The sequence below is a fragment of the Actinomadura sp. 3N407 genome, from assembly GCF_052245875.1.
GTDB lineage: Bacteria > Actinomycetota > Actinomycetes > Streptosporangiales > Streptosporangiaceae > Spirillospora.
The window spans coordinates 115,944-134,430 of sequence record NZ_JBQQBP010000009.1 but is presented as its reverse complement, the minus strand read 5'-3'; the positions used below and the strand labels follow the sequence as shown (position 1 = coordinate 134,430).

Genomic DNA, 18,487 nt, shown 5'->3' with positions numbered 1-18,487 from the left:
TGCGAGTGCTCGCACACTGAGTCCGCGACGCCCCGGTGGTGTGTGCGTTTCCCGTGATGGAGCGCGGCGTCTGTTGCACGGCTGTGTCCGTGCTTTCCGAACCTCGCCTCATTCATGGAGGAACAGAAGTGCGTACGAACGCCATGCCCAGGCCCCGGGCCCGCAGGCGGGCCCTCCTTGCAGGCGCCGTCGGGGTGCTCAGCGCGGCCGCCGCTCTGGTGGCACCGTCACCGGCAGCCGCCGCGGAGAGCACACTGGGCGCCGCGGCGGCGCAGAACGGCCGCTACTTCGGCACCGCCATCGCCTCGGGCAGACTGAACGACTCGGTGTACACCACGATCGCGAACCGCGAGTTCAACTCGGTGACCGCCGAGAACGAAATGAAGATCGACGCCACCGAACCCCAGCGAGGCCAGTTCGACTTCACCGCCGCCGACCGCGTCTACAACTGGGCGGTCCAGAACGGCAAGGAGGTACGCGGCCACACCCTGGCCTGGCACTCCCAGCAGCCCGGCTGGATGCAGAGCCTCAGCGGCGGCGCACTGCGCCAGGCGATGATCGACCACATCAACGGCGTCATGGCCCACTACAGGGGCAAGATCGTCCAGTGGGACGTCGTGAACGAGGCCTTCGCAGACGGCAACTCGGGAGGCCGCCGCGACTCCAACCTGCAGCGCACCGGCAACGACTGGATCGAGGTCGCCTTCCGCACCGCGCGCGCCGCCGACCCGGCCGCCAAGCTCTGCTACAACGACTACAACATCGAAAACTGGAACTGGGCCAAGACCCAGGGCGTGTACGCCATGGTCCGCGACTTCAAGCAGCGCGGCGTGCCCATCGACTGCGTCGGCTTCCAGTCCCACTTCAACAGCGGCAGCCCCTACAACAGCAACTTCCGCACCACCCTGGAGAGCTTCGCCGCCCTCGGCGTTGACGTGGCCATCACCGAACTGGACATCCAGGGCGCCTCCCCCACGACGTACGCCAACGTGACCAACGACTGCCTGGCCGTCCCGCGCTGCCTCGGCATCACCGTCTGGGGTGTGCGCGACACCGACTCCTGGCGCTCGGAGCAGACGCCGCTGCTGTTCGACGGCAACGGCAACAAGAAGGCCGCCTACACCTCGGTCCTCAACGCCCTCAACGGCGGCACCTCGCCGAATCCTCCCGACGGCGGAACGATCAAGGGCGTCGGCTCGGGCCGCTGCCTGGACGTGCCCAACGCCAGCACCACCGACGGCACCCAGCTCCAGCTGTGGGACTGCCACGACGGCACCAACCAGCAGTGGACCCACACCGCCGCGGGCGAACTCAGGGTCTACGGCGACAAGTGCCTGGACGCCGCCGGCACCGGCAACGGCGCCAAAGTCCAGATCTACGGCTGCTGGGGCGGCGACAACCAGAAATGGCAGCTCAACTCCGACGGATCCATCGTCGGCGTCCAGTCCGGCCTCTGCCTGGACGCCGCCGGAACCGCCAACAGCACCCCGATCCAGCTCTACTCCTGCTGGAACGGCAGCAACCAGCGCTGGACCCGCACCTGACCCGCCACAAGCGAAAGGGTGAATCGATGAAGACCCACGGTCCGGCTTCCCCCGCCCCTCCGCGCAAGCATCGCCGGCGGTCCCGGTTCGCCGCCGCGGTGGCGGCGGCCCTCGCTGCAGGCATGCTCGTCGCGGTGAACCCGGCGCCGGCCGAGGCGGCGACGGTGGACACCGATGCCTGGTACGTCCTGGTCAATCGCAACAGCGGCAAGGCGCTCGACGTCTCTGGCGCCTCAACCGGCGACGGAGCGCGAGTCAGCCAATGGACGCGCCACGACGGAGCCAACCAGCAGTGGCAGTTCCTGGACTCCGGCGGCGGCTTCTACCGGTTGAAAGCCCGGCATTCCGGCAAGGTGCTCGACGTGGCCGGCGCCTCGACGGCCGACGGTGCCGCGATCCAGCAGTGGTCCGACCACAACGGGGCCAACCAGCAGTTCCGCCTGGCCGACTCCGACGGGGGCCACGTCCGGCTGATCAGCCGCAGCAGCGGCAAGGCCGTGGAGGTCCAAGGCGCCTCCACGGCCGACGGCGGCAACGTCGTCCAGTACGCCGACTGGGGCGGCGCCAACCAGCAATGGAAGATGGTCGAGCTGTCGTCCGGCGGTGACGGCGGATGCGGCAGCGCCCCGACGCTCACAAGCGGTACGCACACGATCCAGAGCGGCGGCAAGAGCCGCAGCTTCATCCTCAGAGTCCCCCTCAACTACGACAACAGCCACCCCTACCGGCTGATCTTCGCGTTCCACTGGCGGGGCGGAACCGCCGGCGACGTCGCCTCGGGTGGAACGAGCGGGAGCGCCTGGTCCTACTACGGCCAACAGGAACAGTCGAACAACAGCGCGATCCTCGTCGCCCCCCAGGGCCTCGGCAACGGCTGGGCCAATTCAGGCGGTGAGGACGTCACCTTCGTCGACGACATGATCCGGCAAATCGAGAGCGGCCTCTGCGTCAACACGACACAGCGCTTCGCCACCGGTTTCAGCTGGGGCGGCGGTATGAGCTACGCACTCGCCTGCGCCCGGGCCAACGCCTTCAGGGCCGTCGCGGTCATCTCCGGCGCCCAGATCAGCGGGTGCAGCGGCGGCACCCAGCCCGTCGCCTACTTCGGAATCCACGGCATCAGCGACTCCGTCCTCAACATCGCGCAAGGACGGTCGCTGCGAGACAAGTTCGTCGCCAACAACGGCTGCACAGCCCAGAGCCCGCGCGAACCCGCACCGGGCAGCCGGACGCACATCACCACCCTCTACTCCGGCTGCCGCGCCGGGTACCCGGTCCAATGGGCCGCGTTCGACGGAGGCCACATACCCGGTCCGGTCGACGGCTCCCCCAACGAGAGCGGCATCGCCACCTGGACCAAGGGTGAGATCTGGAGGTTCTTCGCACAGTTCCAATGACACGCCCGCATCACGGAGTGGAGCCAGGAACGCCCTGGCTCCACTCCGTCGTCCATCTCCAAGAACGGCTACTGGCGCAGATACGCCATCTCTAAAGCTGCGAAGAGGGCGCCCACGCTCCCGGGGCACCAGGGCCGCCGGTTCGAGACCATCATGCTCGGCGCGATCACCCAGATCCTGATGGCCGACGGCGTGCACTTCACGGTGCAGCCGCAGACCGATGAGCGGGCCTGGCTCCTGGCCCACACGATGCCGGCCCGCCGTCGGGTGCGTCAGGCCCCGCCCCGATGGCCAGGCGTCAGCCCATGTGGTCCAGGCGGACTTCGCCGTAGGGCCGTACGTGCGACCAGAACAGCGGGGTGAGGCCGCGCCGGTCGGGGGCAGGTCGGTCCAGTCGGGCTCGGCCAGGACGTCTTGGAGCATGAGGGTGTTGACGTACACCAGCGAGGCCCGCAGGGGTCATCCACGGCCGCGCGCATCGAGCGTTCCCGTCACCGCGAGGCGCTGACGAACGCATCGATGTCGTAGACCTCGCGGGCTTCGCCGACGAGCGCGTGTCGTGCTTGGTGATCGGTTGGATTTTCACCGCCAGTGGACTGCACTAGCGCCGAGAACGACGGCGCGGGATGTCTTGCGCGAGCTCCACGATGAAGCCGTCGGGGTCAGCGACATGCAGCGTCCGGTGTCCCCACGGCCGGTCTGCGGGGCCGCTGAGGATCGTGGCCCCCAGTTCCCTGAGCCGGTGGGCCTCGGCGTCAACATCCTCGACCATGAAGACGACTTCGGCCGCCGGGCCGGGCGTGGTCCGGCTGTTAGTCAGCCAGTCGGCGCGACGCTGCTCGTACAGCGCGAACCTGGTGACCTCGGTGGCGAACTCCGCATAGCCCGCGTCCTCGAACTTGAACGTGAGCCCCACCACGTCCCGATAGAAGGCGATCGAGGCGGCAAGGTCGCGGACATACAGGATCACATAGCCAAGACTGGGCGCCATGCCGACCTAGGTTCCCACGGACGGCGGCTATACGACCTGAAACGGCCGACAGTCACGCTCAGCGAAAAATGCACTCTTCTGCTGGTGTCGCTGCAGCGTCGTCGACCCTCGGCCGCCACGTCGCGCTGCTGAGCACTCATCACCATCGCGCGTTTGCTCACGTATCTGAGCTGGGTCGTTCGGGTTCATTGCGGCTCGTCAGCCAACGGCCAGGGCGACGTGGTCCACAGGCTCGTCCGCACGCGCCTGCGGAGTCCACGTCGACCTTGCGGACGGCTGAGGAATACTGCCTCGCATGGCGATTTGAAGAGCATCATCCGGCCCGCCGCGCTGGCGCAAGGTCAGCACCTGGGACACCGTCCGCGAGGAGGGTCGCTGGGTCTGCGCCGCCTGTCGGACAGCCGTGCGCTCGTACCAGTACCGCTTCTACCCGGCGGAGTCTCCGCACTATGAACGGTGTATCGGGTTCTCGTGGTGCTCCGGCTGCCGGATCTACACCGGCGCGATGGTCCATGTGCCACGCAGCAGACCGCTCCCCGACATGTTGGCGTCCCTTCCGCCCGAACAGCGGGAGCAGCTGAAGGGCAGCGAAGTCCGGCTGATCGAATACCTGGACAGCCGCACCGAAGACACGAGGTAGGGCCAGACTGCCCGAGCCATCGCCATACTGAAGCTCTGTATGTCGAGCATCCGAAGGCATTATCGAGATGGGCCACGTCCCGGGGCGCTGTCGGGAGCGCCGCGCACCAAGAGGAAAACAGATCAGGTCGCGCGGATGAGCGCCCCGGCTCGCGGGGTCTGGGGCGGTGGAGCCCCCCAAAGTCACGCACGCTACGCCATAGAGCCCCTGAAGCGATTCATTGCGAAGCACACGAGCAGAGTCCATCCCGTCCAAGAAGGCCCTTTCGCGTGGCGGATTAATGCGTTATCTTTAATCCTGGGGTGCCGGGAAGACTGGTCGGCGAGATGGTGAGGTCTCGTTACCAGGAGGTCGGATGACTACCCGGAGCCAATTCCTTACGGTACGTCTTTCGACGTGCGCTTCTATTATGCCTCTCGGGCTTCGTGCCATCGTGCACAGTTCTGCATTTCCAGATAGCTGACCACGCCCCAGGTTCGGGTGCGCCCGCTCTCTCGTTGCGCGCTACCCCTGCTCTTCCATCTTCAGATAAGTGCCTGTCCTGCACGTTCACCCGGAAGGTCCACACGTGAGGCTGCCCTTCGCCGCCCTGGCCATCGCGACCACCGCCCTGACGCCGATGCTCCTGTTCGCCACCCCTTCGCTAGCAACCGACACGGCCGGCTCCTCGCCCACCCGCATCGCAGTCACGGACGACCCGACCAAACCGGTGGACGAGATGACCGACGACGAGGTCCGGATCGCCATCATGCGCATCATCGCCGACCCGGACACGGGCAGGGCGGTCAACACCGCCGCGCAGGAGGCCATGGACGGGACCATCGAAGACCAGCGCACCTTTCTGAAGACCGGCCTCGCGGTGGCCCAAGCCGAAGACGACCGCGTCGCCATCGCCCGAATCCTCTTCATTGCTCGACAGAACAACTACAAGGCGGTCATCAGGGAGGCCAACAAGGCCCTCGACAACGGCTCACCGGCCGTCCTGCGCGCCTTCCTGGAGACCGGCCATCGCCTCGCCCAGGCCGAGGACGACCGCGTCGCCATCGCCCGCATGCTCGCCGACCCGACCATCAGTGCGGCACTCCGCGAAGCAGCGATCCAAGCCCTCGACGATGGCTCTCCCGAAGCATTGCGGTACTTCCTGGAGCAAGGCCAGTACGAGGTGGACGACTAAAGTCCAGGCGGCGCCCCAGCCTTGCTTGGGCTGGGGCGCGTATGGGTCATACGTGGGTCATGTCTACGCGGTGAAGGAGATCTCGCCCTTCATAGGGTCGGGTGCCCAGCCTCTGGACTGCGCGATGAGGAACTCTTCCTGTACTACAGGAACCACAAAGGCCACGTCTGCGAGCGACCACGGCTCATCGCGGCCGTTCGGCGCCGCACGACATCGGTGCCTGAGCCGGTCGGCCGAAGCAGGTCGGCCGGAGAGGCCGCATGCCCGGTCCGGCCGAACCGGCGGCGGAGCGGAGCGTCGCGTGTTCGTTTGCGGGCGCTGCGCGTCAGGGTGCTGACTGGCCTCTCACGTTGAGCAGAACTCGCATGGTTTCGGCTGGGGTTGCGCAACGGAAGCCGGTGTCGTCGTCGAGCATGTCTGCTGAGGCGTCGTTAAACGTGGATGGGGCGCAGCGGAGGAAGGGGCTCGTGAACGCGCTCCCTTCAGCTCGTGGCGGCCGGGCTCGGTCTCGGTCGAGCACCAGTCCCAGGTGTTGTCGCACATGTCGTAGACGCCGTACGGGCTGACGCCACTTGCGTAGCAGGTTCAACAACTGACCCGGTGGAAGCCGGTCGTTGAGGCGCTCAGCGTCCCGAACCTGCACTTCCATGACCTGCGGCACACGGGCAACACGCTCGCGGCCGACATGGATGTCTCGCTGCGCAACCTGATGGCGCGCATGGGCCATGACAACGAGCGGGCCGCGCTGCGGTATCAGCACCGTTCCAACAGCGCTGACCGGGCTATCGCGGACGGGCTCAACGCGCTCGTCCAGGCCGACCAGAAGCGGGACGGCGACGGGCGGCGGGGTCACTGGTGCCGTGGGCGTAGTTGCACGCTAATTGCACGGCGCTGATCGGGTGATGAAACGATCAAGGCCCAGGTTTGGAGGATCATGCCTCTGACCTGGGCCTATGTGGGAATCTCCCCGTTGGCGACCGTACGCGACCATGATCGCCCGCTCCGACGGGCATGTAACGGGCACGGCTGGGAGTGAAGCCAGATGCGGGATCCACCGGGCCCCAGCGTATACACGGTTGCCATGCCTCAAGCCAAGAGTTGCGCGCCGGTTGCTTGTCGGCCAGAGGGTTTTCAGGACGGTCGTGCCTGTGAGTACTCGTTCGGCCCGTGCCTGACACACAACCCACTGGGCGGGGCCTTAGCATCCCAGGATGGCCATGAACCCGAAATGCACGCATTGTGGAACAAGTGACCTAGACCGGGGCTTTACAACCGAAACCCCCTACACCTCAAGCTACATCAGCCAACCCGACCAGGCTCGTTGGTACAAGGGCAACGTGGATTATACCGGCATGTTCTCCCGTCGGGTCAAAGTGAAAGGGAAGGAGTCACTGCCGATGGCCGCTTACCGTTGTCGTCAATGCGGCCATGTGGAATTTTTTGCTAGGTAGGGGCTTGGGTCAGTTTCTACACGAACCGTCCCGGCGACTGGGTCGCGACGCTGCGAGACCCGGCCGCCGGCGTCGATGCGACGGTGATCCGTTCGGATTCGGCGGCGCTGCGTGAGGCGCTCGAACAGGAGCGGCAGCGTGCGGGCCGTCCGAGCATCAAAAGGGCCTGGTGATGGTGGTCTGGTCTCCCCCACCGCCATCACCGGACGGGGCCGTCCCCCACGATGGGGCGGCCTCGGGGGAGGCTGAGGTGGCGCGGCGGATGCTTGTCCTTTTAATCCGGAGGCTGTGGGGTCGATTCCCACCTGACCCGCCACTCCTGACCAGGGAAACGCGAGATTGCCCCCGTTTGCCTCCCGCCAGTTTCGTCCGAGTTTGTCCTCCCGTCTGCTTCTCTCCGGTAGAGAAGACGACCAACACGAACTGCGGTACGCGACGGGTCGCCGTCTCGCCGAAGAAGCGGTCATTGACCTCAAGGTCGACCTCGGCCATCTCCGGCATCCATGGCTGGTCGCGCAGCAGCTGAGGGCAACGAGCGCTGCCCTCCTCCACGAGCTTGGCGATCAGGTCATGCTCGGACGCTTTGAGGAAAGCTGTGGCGGATCTCCTCCCGAATCGGCCGGACGGCCTCGACCCCGTGCTAGCCGCCGTGCGGGCCACGCTGGCCGACCTGCTTCCCGACCGGCCGGGCTGAGCAAGGCTGCCCGTCCCAGAACCGACGCCGGACTCAGCCCGTTACCGCGAATTCCTGTACCAGCCCTCTCGAGGGCCGACGGGCACCAGCACGTCAACGCTGCCCGTCGCGGCGTCCCTCGAGGGGCCAACTCGGCGCCGGGGTGGAGGTTCCGGTCGCGGTTCAAGGCGTGCTTGCTTCCCAGCCACCGCCGATACGAACTCGTTCGCTGGGTGGGTTGGTTCCTTCGTCAGCACCGAGTTGGGCGAGGCGGGACAGGATCTTGCCGTGGAGGTCAGTGGGAGCGAAATCTCCGCCGCCGGCCTGGCCGACCATGGTTTGGAGCGCCTGGTGCAGGCCGTATTCGCGCAGGCAGTTGGGGCACTCACCGAGATGGTCGCGAACTTCGGCCATAGCCACGTCATCGAGTTCGCCGTCGAGATACAGATCCGCCTTCGTCAAGAAGTTGGCGCAGTCCCGCATGGTCGGCGTGGTCTCGTGGACAGGTTCGGCCGTTGACGGGGTGGCCGGCTCTAGGAGTTGACGGCGTGCAGCCCAGACAACGGCCTCGATTGGGGTGCGCACTTCCAGCTGCTCGCAGATGTCTCGAAGTCGCCGGCGAAGGTCTCTGGCCGAACCGCCCAGTCGCCGTGCGGCTTGGTCTGCGGTGATCCCCTGGGCGATCAAAGACAGCAACTGGGTCTGCTGCGGCGACAGTTCGGTTTCCGGTGAGTGTGCGGTTATGAGCCGCATCCAGCCGGTAGCCTCCGAGTTCTTCGCACGGATCTGTACGCGTTCATAGCCGCTTGAGGCATCGTCGGTGTTGCGGATGGCCGACAGCGACGTTTCCTTCGGCTGGGCCTGGATGCGCGCGTAGCGGCCGGGGTCGACGAATCCGGGCGGGGACGTGATCAACGTGTCGTAGACGAAGTCGGAAGCGACGAAGGCCAGGTCGGCGCCCGTCTCGGCGACCCGCTTCTTCACCGCGGGCGCGTCCACCATCCGGCATGCCGTGCTGACCGAGATGCCGGACACCCCATTAGGGCCGCCCTGGATGGGCCCCACGTGCAGCGCGGCCCGAAGCCGCATCCGGGTGGCCTCGGCGGCGCGCCGGTTGTGGCGGTGCAGCGCCGCCGGCAGGTGCGCGAGCATCGGATCGATGACGGCCTCGGTCGGCGTGGTCGGCGGGACGACGATGAGGGCGCCGTCGCCGCGGTCCTCCTGGTAGAAGTCGGCGAGGGCGAGGCCGGACGCGGCGAACGCCTCCTCCAGCAGCCGGTACATGGCCTCCCGGACGTACCGGCGGTCGGCGTCGGTCCGCGACGGCGAACTGAACCCGGTGATGTCGGTGATCAGGACCGTGCAGTCGCCCCCCGACCAGTCGGGCAGGGCACCCCCCGCCGGCAAGCCTGCGACAGAAGCGTTCTCTTGGCCGCTCAAGCATATAAGCTCGTCGGGCGCGGAACGGTCTTCACCCAATGGCCCGACCCCATGCTCGGTGAGAGGTCCTTTGCTGGGCGGCCGCTCGTCAGCGGCCGCGGAAGCCGAGCCCAGAACCTGCCGCAGGCGGTCCTCGATTTGATCCGGGGTCAGGTAATCGGTGGCTCGATCGACCAGGTCCAGTACATCCCCCAGCAGTTGCCCCGTCGCCTCTTCCAGGTCATCGTGCATGCCGCCGCCGATGACCAGAGGCATCTCAGACCCGGGGAAGTTCACCTGCAGATCGTGCTGGTCACAGTCGTCGGTATCGTAGCATTTGCGCTCGTTCACTTGGCCTCCTCCTTTCCCGGTTCCGGCAGGACGTGATCAGACGAGCTGACTTGTGGCGGGCTCGCCCACAAGGCGGCCGGGGGGTGAGCCGCCGTTGTGGTCGGCGGGGTGCGACGTGGAGCGATCAAGGCAAGGCGATCCTTGAGGCGGTTGCGGGCATGGCGTAGGTGGGAGCGGACATTGGGCTCGTTCTTGCCCAGCAGTTCGGCGATCTGCTTCGTCGACAATCCCTCGAATATGCAGCGCACGATCTGGCGCTGGCCGGGCGGCAACTCGGCCAGTACCTGCTCGATCCAGTTCAGGTCGACCCACTGGGCCATCAGATCCTGGTCCGTCTCCTCGTCGAGACGCATCATCTGATGCAGTTCAATCGCCCGTTGCTGAAGGTTGCGGTCTCTGGTGCGGGCCTTGATGAAGTGGTTGCGGGCCGCCACGCGGACCCATGCCGACGGAGAGCGGATCGTGGCCCAGTTCCGGTAGGCGTCCTCGAAGGCCCGCTGCGTGGCGTCCTCGGCTTCCTCCCGACTCCCGTCCAGAAGAATGATCATTCCAACAGCACCGCGATAGTGCTGCCGGAAGAACACGGTGAACTGCTCCTCGGGGTCCTCGGCAGGTACCGGTCCACCTGCGACAGACGATCGTTTGGCTTCGGCCATCGGCAGTCCTCCATCGCCACTGTCCTCCAACGCCTGGACTCACACTCGGGACCTAGGTCCGCGAATGAGCCCAGGCGTGAAATCACGACCGAGATTTTCTTCGGCGGCGCCAGGATCAACGGCGTCGTGCGACCACGGCGGTCACGAGCAGCGCGATGACCGCGGCGCTCATCGTTATCACCACCGACCCGGTGACGCCGTACGCGCCGACCACCGAAAGCAGCACGTTGGTGAATACGAGCTGCAGCTCCCCTCCGTCCCGCCCCCGCCCTCCCGTTCCGGCAGGACCACCTGGACGTTCCCTGGAAGTGCCTCCACTCCCGCCGGTGGAGACATCCACCGGAGAGGCAGTCGGAGAACCAATCGGATCTACCGGCTCATCGTTCTGTGACGACGGCACGACCGCCATCGGGGCAGCAGCCTCTTCATACGGTGCATCATTCAGATGAGCAGAGCCCATGAGTGGATTCCTCCCGAAGGAACGCGGTGACATTTAGACATCACTGAGGTCCCCGTCGATGAACTGGCGTGAAAATGCCAGCTCAGGGCCGGGAGAGCAGCTGTTTCTCCGCTTCAACCGGCCGATCACTAGACCTGTGAGAGTCAGGTCTAGTGATCGGTTCGGGCCGCGGCTCACTCGACGGTCGGCGGTGTGGGAGGGCGGTGGGGGGGCTCCAGCCTGGCGGGTGCGTATTTGTGCCAGGGTGTGCCCGCCCACGAGTCGCGGTCTTCGGTGCAGGTCAGCTCGTTGGGCCGCCGTCCCGACGTGGCCGCCGGTGGTGGTCAGTCCGTAGCCGTTGGGCAGGGACAGGTGTCCGGGGCGCAACGGTCGGTCGGCTCGACCGTCACCTCGGTGGCGGCCCGGCGGGTGGTGAGGTGGGCGCAGTCTCCAGCGGCCAAGCCGAGACGCGCGGCGTCGTCGTCGTTCATGCGCAGGGTTCCGGTCGGATCGCGGCGGCGCCAGGCGGGGTCGCGGATGATGGGATTGGCGGTGAAGGCTCGGCGTTCGCCCGCCGACAGCACAAACGCCCATTCGGGATCGGAGCGGGGGCGTGCGCCGGGGTAGGGCAGCGTCGCCAACGGCCCATGACCAGCCAAGCCCGCGTCCTCCCAAGCCCGCGTCTCGGCCTGCTGGGTGGCACCCTTACCCAGGAACTCGCCCGGCTGCTGCTCGACGAAGCCGTTGACGACCACGTCCCCTTCCCCAGCACACCCTGGCCGCGATGCTCGGCGTCCAACGCCCTTCCCTCAACAAGGTCCTCAAAGACCTCGAACGCGACAGCCTCATCGCCGTCCGCTACGCAGTCAAGCCGCGTGGCCTCTCCCGGGGACCGGCTGAGACACGCACGGTCCGCGAGCCGAGCACGGTACCCGGCCGCTCCGGCGACACCGCCGTCGCGGGTGCCGTCCGCCCGCTCGGGGCCCGCCGCCGTGGCCGTGACCTAGACCACCTGGACCAGACGGCATTCAAATCGACTGCGAGGCATGTGGCGCCTCGTTCCCTCGCGACGCCGCGGTGAGCTGCGCCACCTGCGGCGGCACCGATCTGGTCCAGCGGCCCCGGGCCCTCACCCAGTTCTCGCGAGGTACCCAGCTGTCCATCACCAGCTGGAACCAGGCGCTGCTCTGCAGCTCCTGCGACGCCGCCATGGTGGCCCGCTCCAGCGAGGGCAAACCCATCCCGCCGCACTTCCAGCCGGCCGCCGCCTTCAAACGCGACCCCCGAATCACCGGACGACACCCAGATCATTCCCCGCTGACCAAGGCCGTGATCGCGGCATCCGTGGGTGCGGTCGGTGGTCAGCGCTCGACGCTGTCGTGGCCCCGGCGCGCCGGCTGGAACGACGGTGTCGCCGAACGGTGCGACGACCCGGCCGGGCTTCAGCGGCCGAACAGCTTCCGGGTCCTTCCGGGAGAGTAGAAGACGGTTTCGCCGGTCGCGTCCTGGACACCGTCGTTGTCGGTGACCACCCAGACGCGGCCGCTTCCGTCGACGGCCAGGCCCTCGACCTTCTCCTGGACGTGGCCGCCGAAGCCCCGCAGGTCCGGCAGCAGGTCACGGACGAGCCGCTTGCGCAGCACCGGAAGGGTTCCCGCGGCGGGCGTCCTGGAAGGCAGCGGCACGGAGTAGATCTTCTTGTGCGCCGCGGCCGGGCCGCCGGCCTTGTCCCGCTCGACCACCGCGAGCCGGTCGCCCACCACGATCAGTTCCGACAGCCCGTTCCAGTTGCTGGACGAGGCCGACGGCTCCAGCCTGTAGCCGAACCAGGCCCACGCGCCGGTGGCGGCGCTGTAACGGCCCAGCCGGACCACGTCGGCCGGATCGCCCGGCAGCGGCCGCTGCATCGTCACCCAGACCTGCTCGGCGGAGGCGGTCCCGGTCACCGCGATTCCCTCAAGACCCTGCTTGCCCACCCGTGCGGCGAGGTCGTCCGGCAGCGGGATCTCCCGTTGGGCGGCGCCCCGCTCGTCCAGCCGGACGAGCAGGTTCCGCCGGTAAAGGGTGCCGGTCTTGCCGGCGTCGCCCTCGGACGCCATCCAGAACCCGCCGCGGGGCCGGGCGATGACGCCCTCGGCGTCGTAGCCGGCCGGTACGCCGCCCTTGGTGACGGTCACGGCCCCGGTGATCGTGGCCGGGCGGCCCTTGGTGTCGATCCGGTAGATCCGGGTGGGGGTGTAGACCGAGTCCGACACCGCGTACAGCCCGTGCCGATCGCCGGGCACCGGCGACAGGCCCGACAGCGCACCCCAGCCGATCGGCTCCCTGGCTACGAGCCCGGGCACGCCGGGCTTGCCCAGCCGGAAGATCTGAACGCCCGCCCGCAGTCCGGCCTCGGCGTCGTCCTCCTCGCTGGAGACGACGAGGAGGCCCCGCGACGGCACCGGCAGCAGCCCCTCCGGCCCGGCGTTGGCCGGCAGGAACTGCACGAACCTCGGCCAGGACGGCCGGGAGACGTCGTAGACGGCGACGAAGTTGGCCCGCTCGGAGGCGACGAAGGCGTACCGGCGGCCCCGGTAGGTCGCAACGGCCAGCCCTTCCGGCTCGGTGCCCTTCTTGCCCGCGCGGTCGTCGTTGTGATGGCCGTAACGGACGGCGAGGTGTTCGAAGGCGCTGCCCGCGTCCCACAGGACTTCGCCGGTGTCGCTGAAGACGGTCCAGCCTCGGCTGCCGCCCTTCCAGTCGCCCTCGTTCGCGGTGGCCAGGGTGCGGTCGTCGATCCAGGCGACGGCGTCGGGCTCACGCGGAACGTCCCTGATGGACCCGGTGAGGTTCACCGAACCGTCGTCGTCGGTGTCGATGCCGGTGACGGTCACCGTGCCCGCCGAGAAGACCCGCTCGACCTTTCCGGTGCGCAGAGCGACGACGGCGACGCCGTTGTTCTCCTGCAGCGTCACGGCGACCTTGCCCGCGTCGTTGATCGTGACGTACTCGGGCTCGGGGTCGGCCGGGGTGTCCAGCCCGGCCCGGACGAACGCCGGCAGCGCGCTGCCGTCCGCCGCCGTGAAGGGCACCTTGCGCAGCCCCCAGCCCGCCGGGTCGGCGCCGTCGAGGTCGAGGATCTGCAGGAACCCGGCGGGGGCCTGCGGCAGGCCCCCGTCGCCCGCGTCCTCGTCCCGCTCGTTCTCGATGGCGAGCGCCGCGTGACGCCCGTCCTCGCTGAGCGCGATCGAGTCGGGCTGCCCGCCCAATTCCAGGCTGCGCACCCGGGTACGGTCGGCGAGCCGGATCACGTCCAGACGGCCGGACGGGTCGCTGTAGCTCTCGCTGGTGTCGATGACGGCCAGCACATACGGCCCGGCCACGGTGACGGAAGTGGGCTCCTGTCCCTCAGCCAGCTGGAGTGTTCCGAGCCCCCGCGGCCTGTCCGGGTCGGAGATGTCCAGAAACCCCAGCCTCGCGGCCGCCGCGTCGGTGTAGACCAGCGTCCGCCCGTCCCGGCTGACCGCACTGATCTCGGCCACGGTCTCGTCCTCGGCTGGCGTCCCGGCAGGACGGTTCTCGAAGACCGGGTAGGTGGCCGTCCGCTCGAACAGCCGCCTCGGGCCCGCCTCCGCCGAGGGCGCGGCGACCGATCCGGCCAGCCCGATCGTGATGGCGGTGGTGGCCAGACTCACCTGTCCGACGCGTGACCTCATCCAGACTCCCCGTCCGTTCGCCGACGATGCAGAAGCAACCTGGCAGCGCACGGCGTCCTGACGGCGAACCCCGGGCATACCTCCGGTGAAGATCGCAGGTGACAGCCACCGGTGACCGGCACAGGCCACATCACCCCGCAGCGCGGATCCCGACGACGTAACCGCAAGTCGTGACCGCAAGTCCTGTCGGCGTTCCGCGAGAGATTCCCCCATGCGAGGGACCTGCCTCCCCTGCCGTGGGGAGGAGGGATCGCGCCCGCAGGGCGAAGGTTGGCGGAGCAGGCACACCAGGAATCCCGAGGAGGGGCCGATGTCCGATGGAGCGATCCGCAAAGCCGCTGGCAAGCCCGGAAAACCGCGTCGCCGCGCTTTCGCCGCCGGTGCGTTGCTGGCGGCACTGACGACCACCGCGTCGAGCACCGCCGCATGGGCCGCGCCCGCGGACCGTACCGAACCTGAAGGTCCCTCGATCTCCGGCTGGGGACACATCTATTTCGGCGACGAACAGGACCGCGAGTTCGCGTTCAAGGCCTCGGGGTTGGCCGTGGAGGGACACCCGCCCTCAAGGGTGCCCGGTACCACGGGCACGTTCTCCGTCGCCCATTACAGCGACAAGAGCCACAAGAACGGCGTCAGATTCTGGGGGCATGTCGACTGCCTCGTCGTCGGCGGCCGGACCGCAACGTTCACCGGCGTGATCGATGGAGCCGTCGCCTTCGGCGCCGGCCAGCCCGACATCTCCGGGCTGAAGGGCGTCCGCCGCGGATTCTCCGTCCACGATTCGGGCAAGGGCCGTCCCGACCGGCTGGGTTTCTCCTGGTTCATGGACCCGGGCGACACGACCTCGTCAGCACGGTGCCAGGGCCCGGCACCGTTCGCCTACGTCGACAAGGGCGATTACCGAACCACCGAATGGCTCCCGCCGAACGTCATCCCCAGTGCGCCGCCCCACCGAGGTTCGCCGTGATGCGTGACACGCCCAGCGGGATCTGCGGTGTGCGGGCGGGTCTCCCCCAATGAATGAAGGGGATACGTACCCACCGACCTGATCGACGGCTCCGTCACCCTCGCCCACCCGGTCGGTCCAGGGGCCGACCGGTCCGAGGACGTTCACGGTGGCCGGCGGTGCGAGCCTGCTCGTGGCCACCGTTGTCCTGGCCCGCCTCCGCCGAGGCGCCCCGCCGAGCCAGGAACCCGCACGGCCCCCTTATGCGTCCGGTCCTCACGTACCCCGTCGGCGGGGGTGCCGGGTCAGGTTTCCTCGGGAGCGGAGGCGCATCAGTAGCACGGCGCCCAGCACCACGGCCAGACCGCCGGTGGTGAAGACGATCAGCCAGCCGGCCGGCATGCCCAGGAACCGGACGACCTCCCGTTTGTAGACGACCTGCCGGTAGGGCTCGTTGTCCGTCGCGGTGAAGCGGTAGTCGTCGACGATCTGCTCGGGATCGATCCCGCCGTCGATGAGTTCGGTCATGAACAGGCCCTCCCCGAGGAATGTCCGCAGTTCCGGGGAGTCGACCTGCCCGGGCGTCACCTCCCCGGCGAAGGCCAGCCGCATCCGCGCGCCGGTAGTCTGCCGCACCCGATGCTCGCCCAGCACGAACAGGTGCAGCCGTTGCGTGTTCTCGGCGAGGCGGGACAGCCGCATCGGATACACGAGCTCGTCCGAGGCGAACGAGACACGCAGCGGGTCGAGCTCGCCGGTGAGGGTCCCGGAACCGGCTCGCAGCTTCACCGCGACGTACTTCCATCCCTGCTCGACGTAGGGACCGAGTGCCTTCTCCAGGTCGGAACTCAGCCGGTAGCCGTTGCGGGCCAGCCAGCCGGCCAGCGCGTCCGGATCGTCGGCGTCGAGCGTCGCCACGCGGAACGGCCCGAGGTCGCGTTCACCGAGCACCTCGACGGCCCCGCCGCGTCCGCCCGGCCCGGCTTCGTCGCCGGCGCCGTCGCCGAAGCCAAGGTCGGGGAACCAGATCCGCCGGGTGACCACGCGCGGCTCGGTGAGCGCGTCGAGCTCCTCGAACCAGCCGCGCTCGCCGAGCCGTACCGCGGCCTCAGACGGCGTGGGCAGCAGCCAGGCCGCGTCCTTCTCCGACGACTCGGCCGACAACCGCATCACGATCTCCTCGGTGCGCGCCCCCGCGTCATAACGGACGATCGACGTCTCCGCAGAGATCGTGACCGAGCTGTCGGAGATCATCGCACCGCAGCCGCACGCCCACGCCGGCTGCGCCACCGAGGCCGCCGACGAGGCGAGCAACAGCCCCAGTACGGTCACCACACGCGTAAATGTCTGCAACCCCGACACTCCTGGATCGTCGTCCCGAAGGGGTTTGACAGTCGACACCGCCGCCTGGTTCCGCTCGGAACGCCAACGCAGCCTGCGTCTCAGGTCGGCCGAAGGTTCGGCGCACGCGTCCCGGAACACCTCGACGAACGCCCGCCGCAGTCGATCGTCCCGGCCATCGGCGCGCTGCGCGACCGCGCTGGCACGTACCGCAGCCGGGTGATCGAGGGGCACCACGGCTATGGTCGGTCGGAGGTCGAGTCCACCCTCGAAACCGTCCGCGCCGAAGGCGGGCAGAACCGGTGCCACCGATGGACGTATCCGACCTCTGGCGGATGGCGCTCTGTGCGGACTCCCAGGGCGCCGACTTCTCGCTCTGGACGCCCGGACGGCTGGAGGACCGTGCACCGCGCAGGTCCTGGCCGAGGTGCCGGAGTTCCGCAGCGCCCAGGACATCCACGGCGAGCTGCGACGCCGCGGTGAGCGCACCGGGCTCGCAACGGTCTACCGCCATCTCCAGGCCCTCCGGCAGGACGGCACGATCGACGCCATCCAGGACCAGAGCGGTGAGACAGTGGACGGACTGGCCGTGGGAGCACTCTGTGCGAACGCTGCGGACAGGGCATGCGGAGCGGCCAGATCTGCCGGAGTTCCTCCTCACTGAGGCCTTCCAAGATCACCGGGGCGGGTGTCGGCAGCGTGCAGCGCCTGTCCGCGTGCGTGCGGTCGTGAACGATGTACGGGCAGCGACCCGGCCCCTGATAGCCGTGGCCACGCGGGTTCACCTCAACGACCGCATCGCACCATTGGCAGCGGCACCGCCACTCCCAATGCACCGATAGGTCCAAGGGTTCTAGGCCGTGTCCGGTGGATCTCGGCTTCCGCTGAGGTCGATCTCGAGGCTGTGGGTTGATGGTGTGCCGTGGTGCGACGGCATGAGTTGACCGATGCGGCGTGGCGGCTGATCGAGCCGCTTTTGCCCGCGCAGCCCGCCCGGGGTGGCCGATGGGCCGATCACCGGACGGTGCTGAACGGAATTCTGTGGAAGCCGGCCACGGGAGTCCCGTGGCGGGACCTGCCCGAGCGGTACGGGAACTGGAAGACCGTTTATGAGCGGTACCGGCGGTGGGCCGCCGACGGCACCTTGACCGCATCCTGAGGCACGTGCAGGTCCACGACGACTCCATCGGCCGCCTCGACTGGACCGTCAGCGTCGATTCCACCATCGTGCGCGCTCACCAGCACGCCGCCGGCGCCCGCAAAAGGGGGAACCGGGCGGGACGAACCGGACACCGGCCGCACGGCAGGCGCTCGGGCGGTCCCGGGGCGGGCTGACCACCAAGGTCCACCTGGCCGTCGACGGGCGCGGCCTGCCGCTGTCGATCGTGGTCACCGCGGGCAACGTCAACGACTGCACCGCCTTCCCGCACGTCCTGGCGGGGATTCGGGTGCACTCGTCCACGCGGGCGGCACAGGTCTACCTGCACGCGCGGCGGGAGCGTGACCGGGAGATCGCCTCGTCGCTCGGCAAGATGGCCAAGCGGGAACTCAAGAAGATCAAGAAGGCCCAGAAGGGGCGCAAGCCAGAGGGATCGGGCACGTAGCGGGCACGGTGGCTGATGAACAGAACAGGCCCAGAGTCAGTGGTACGCCACTGGCCTGGGCCTTCGTCAGTGGAGCGGGTGACGGGAATCGAACCCGCGCTGTCAGCTTGGGAAGCTGAAGTTCTACCATTGAACTACACCCGCGTGGGCGGGCCGGTGGGGC

General features: G+C 68.2%; 15 protein-coding genes, 1 tRNA gene and 2 pseudogenes. 10 read left to right on the top strand and 8 right to left on the bottom strand.

Translation table 11 applies throughout. The features are described 5' to 3' along the window. Nucleotides 1–128 precede the first annotated feature (128 nt). Both ACTWPP_RS23345 and ACTWPP_RS23340 read left to right on the top strand, forming a co-directional pair. A complete protein-coding gene (locus ACTWPP_RS23345; RefSeq protein WP_443106459.1) occupies nt 129–1,544 on the top strand; it encodes an endo-1,4-beta-xylanase in 1,416 nt (471 codons plus the stop codon). A gap of 26 nt (nt 1,545–1,570) precedes the next feature. After that, on the top strand, nt 1,571–2,941 hold the full coding sequence (locus ACTWPP_RS23340; protein WP_443106458.1) for an RICIN domain-containing protein: 1,371 nt from the start codon (nt 1,571–1,573) through the stop codon (nt 2,939–2,941). 601 nt (nt 2,942–3,542) lie between these two features. On the opposite strand, the gene ACTWPP_RS23335 is transcribed toward ACTWPP_RS23340, so the two are convergent. Beyond that, nucleotides 3,543–3,932: a VOC family protein gene (locus ACTWPP_RS23335; RefSeq protein WP_443106457.1), complete on the bottom strand. Its 390-nt coding sequence runs from the start codon at nt 3,930–3,932 to the stop codon at nt 3,543–3,545. Between the two features lie 505 nt (nt 3,933–4,437). On the opposite strand from ACTWPP_RS23335, the gene ACTWPP_RS23330 reads away from it, so the two are divergent. The 3 genes from ACTWPP_RS23330 to ACTWPP_RS23320 all read left to right on the top strand — a co-directional run bounded on the left by ACTWPP_RS23330 (nt 4,438) and on the right by ACTWPP_RS23320 (nt 6,641). Further along, nucleotides 4,438–4,572: a hypothetical protein gene (locus tag ACTWPP_RS23330; RefSeq protein ID WP_443106456.1), complete on the top strand. Its 135-nt coding sequence runs from the start codon at nt 4,438–4,440 to the stop codon at nt 4,570–4,572. A 568-nt stretch (nt 4,573–5,140) separates the two neighbouring features. After that, nucleotides 5,141–5,746, top strand: a complete 606-nt coding sequence (locus tag ACTWPP_RS23325; RefSeq protein WP_443106455.1) for an ALF repeat-containing protein — start codon at nt 5,141–5,143, stop codon at nt 5,744–5,746. Nucleotides 5,747–6,431: 685 nt separating this feature from the next. Next, a complete protein-coding gene (locus ACTWPP_RS23320) occupies nt 6,432–6,641 on the top strand; it encodes a hypothetical protein (protein ID WP_443106454.1) in 210 nt (69 codons plus the stop codon). Nucleotides 6,642–8,053: 1,412 nt separating this feature from the next. Here the strand turns inward: ACTWPP_RS23320 and rsrA are convergent. From rsrA to ACTWPP_RS23300, 4 genes and pseudogenes are all read right to left on the bottom strand, one after another. Next, on the bottom strand, nt 8,054–8,353 hold the full coding sequence (gene rsrA / locus ACTWPP_RS23315; protein WP_443106695.1) for a mycothiol system anti-sigma-R factor: 300 nt from the start codon (nt 8,351–8,353) through the stop codon (nt 8,054–8,056). A gap of 51 nt (nt 8,354–8,404) precedes the next feature. Next, a pseudogene (locus ACTWPP_RS23310) lies at nt 8,405–8,623 on the bottom strand (hypothetical protein); the annotation flags it as partial. Nucleotides 8,624–9,636: 1,013 nt separating this feature from the next. After that, the gene (locus ACTWPP_RS23305) at nt 9,637–10,296 is read right to left on the bottom strand and encodes an RNA polymerase sigma factor (RefSeq protein ID WP_443106453.1); all 660 of its coding nucleotides are present in this window, start codon (nt 10,294–10,296) and stop codon (nt 9,637–9,639) included. Nucleotides 10,297–11,079: 783 nt separating this feature from the next. After that, the gene (locus ACTWPP_RS23300) at nt 11,080–11,490 is read right to left on the bottom strand and encodes a molybdopterin dinucleotide binding domain-containing protein (RefSeq protein ID WP_443106452.1); all 411 of its coding nucleotides are present in this window, start codon (nt 11,488–11,490) and stop codon (nt 11,080–11,082) included. 29 nt (nt 11,491–11,519) lie between these two features. On the opposite strand from ACTWPP_RS23300, the gene ACTWPP_RS23295 reads away from it, so the two are divergent. Together ACTWPP_RS23295 and ACTWPP_RS23290 are read left to right on the top strand one after the other, a co-directional pair. Further along, nucleotides 11,520–11,816, top strand: a complete 297-nt coding sequence (locus ACTWPP_RS23295) for a hypothetical protein (protein WP_443106451.1) — start codon at nt 11,520–11,522, stop codon at nt 11,814–11,816. After that, nucleotides 11,813–12,217 (top strand): hypothetical protein, encoded by a 405-nt coding sequence (locus tag ACTWPP_RS23290; protein WP_443106450.1) that lies wholly within the window; start codon nt 11,813–11,815, stop codon nt 12,215–12,217. The genes ACTWPP_RS23295 and ACTWPP_RS23290 overlap by 4 nt, the downstream gene beginning before the upstream one ends. Here ACTWPP_RS23290 and ACTWPP_RS23285 read toward each other — a convergent pair. Then, nucleotides 12,178–14,433, bottom strand: a complete 2,256-nt coding sequence (locus ACTWPP_RS23285; protein ID WP_443106449.1) for an esterase-like activity of phytase family protein — start codon at nt 14,431–14,433, stop codon at nt 12,178–12,180. The two genes, ACTWPP_RS23290 and ACTWPP_RS23285, sit on opposite strands and share 40 nt — an antisense overlap. A 310-nt stretch (nt 14,434–14,743) precedes the next feature. Between ACTWPP_RS23285 and ACTWPP_RS23280 the strand changes: the two genes are divergently transcribed. Beyond that, entirely contained in the window at nt 14,744–15,400 is a 657-nt protein-coding gene (locus ACTWPP_RS23280) for a hypothetical protein (RefSeq protein WP_443106448.1), read from the top strand. A gap of 255 nt (nt 15,401–15,655) precedes the next feature. Here ACTWPP_RS23280 and ACTWPP_RS23275 read toward each other — a convergent pair whose 3' ends face one another. After that, on the bottom strand, nt 15,656–16,714 hold the full coding sequence (locus ACTWPP_RS23275; RefSeq protein WP_443106447.1) for a DUF2330 domain-containing protein: 1,059 nt from the start codon (nt 16,712–16,714) through the stop codon (nt 15,656–15,658). 247 nt (nt 16,715–16,961) lie between these two features. Between ACTWPP_RS23275 and ACTWPP_RS23270 the strand changes: the two genes are divergently transcribed. Together ACTWPP_RS23270 and ACTWPP_RS23265 are read left to right on the top strand one after the other, a co-directional pair. Then, nucleotides 16,962–17,384, top strand: coding sequence for a transcriptional repressor (locus ACTWPP_RS23270; protein ID WP_443106446.1), 423 nt, complete (start codon nt 16,962–16,964; stop codon nt 17,382–17,384). 258 nt (nt 17,385–17,642) lie between these two features. Further along, nucleotides 17,643–18,171: pseudogene (locus tag ACTWPP_RS23265) on the top strand (IS5 family transposase); the annotation flags it as partial. 223 nt (nt 18,172–18,394) lie between these two features. Here the strand turns inward: ACTWPP_RS23265 and ACTWPP_RS23260 are convergent. Next, nucleotides 18,395–18,468: transfer RNA gene (locus ACTWPP_RS23260), tRNA-Gly, on the bottom strand. Between the last annotated feature and the right edge of the window lie 19 nt (nt 18,469–18,487).

Excerpts from the sequence above, each read along its gene's own strand:
- ACTWPP_RS23270 (WP_443106446.1), top strand. The coding sequence starts at position 16,962 with ATGGTCGGTCGGAGGTCGAGTCCACCCTCGAAACCGTCCGCGCCGAAG.
- ACTWPP_RS23280 (WP_443106448.1), top strand. The coding sequence starts at position 14,744 with ATGTCCGATGGAGCGATCCGCAAAGCCGCTGGCAAGCCCGGAAAACCG.
- ACTWPP_RS23320 (WP_443106454.1), top strand. The coding sequence starts at position 6,432 with ATGGATGTCTCGCTGCGCAACCTGATGGCGCGCATGGGCCATGACAAC.
- ACTWPP_RS23335 (WP_443106457.1), bottom strand. The coding sequence starts at position 3,932 with ATGGCGCCCAGTCTTGGCTATGTGATCCTGTATGTCCGCGACCTTGCC.
- ACTWPP_RS23330 (WP_443106456.1), top strand. The coding sequence starts at position 4,438 with ATGGTCCATGTGCCACGCAGCAGACCGCTCCCCGACATGTTGGCGTCC.
- ACTWPP_RS23285 (WP_443106449.1), bottom strand. The coding sequence starts at position 14,433 with ATGAGGTCACGCGTCGGACAGGTGAGTCTGGCCACCACCGCCATCACG.
- ACTWPP_RS23295 (WP_443106451.1), top strand. The coding sequence starts at position 11,520 with ATGCTCGGCGTCCAACGCCCTTCCCTCAACAAGGTCCTCAAAGACCTC.
- rsrA (WP_443106695.1), bottom strand. The coding sequence starts at position 8,353 with ATGCGGGACTGCGCCAACTTCTTGACGAAGGCGGATCTGTATCTCGAC.
- ACTWPP_RS23340 (WP_443106458.1), top strand. The coding sequence starts at position 1,571 with ATGAAGACCCACGGTCCGGCTTCCCCCGCCCCTCCGCGCAAGCATCGC.
- ACTWPP_RS23305 (WP_443106453.1), bottom strand. The coding sequence starts at position 10,296 with ATGGCCGAAGCCAAACGATCGTCTGTCGCAGGTGGACCGGTACCTGCC.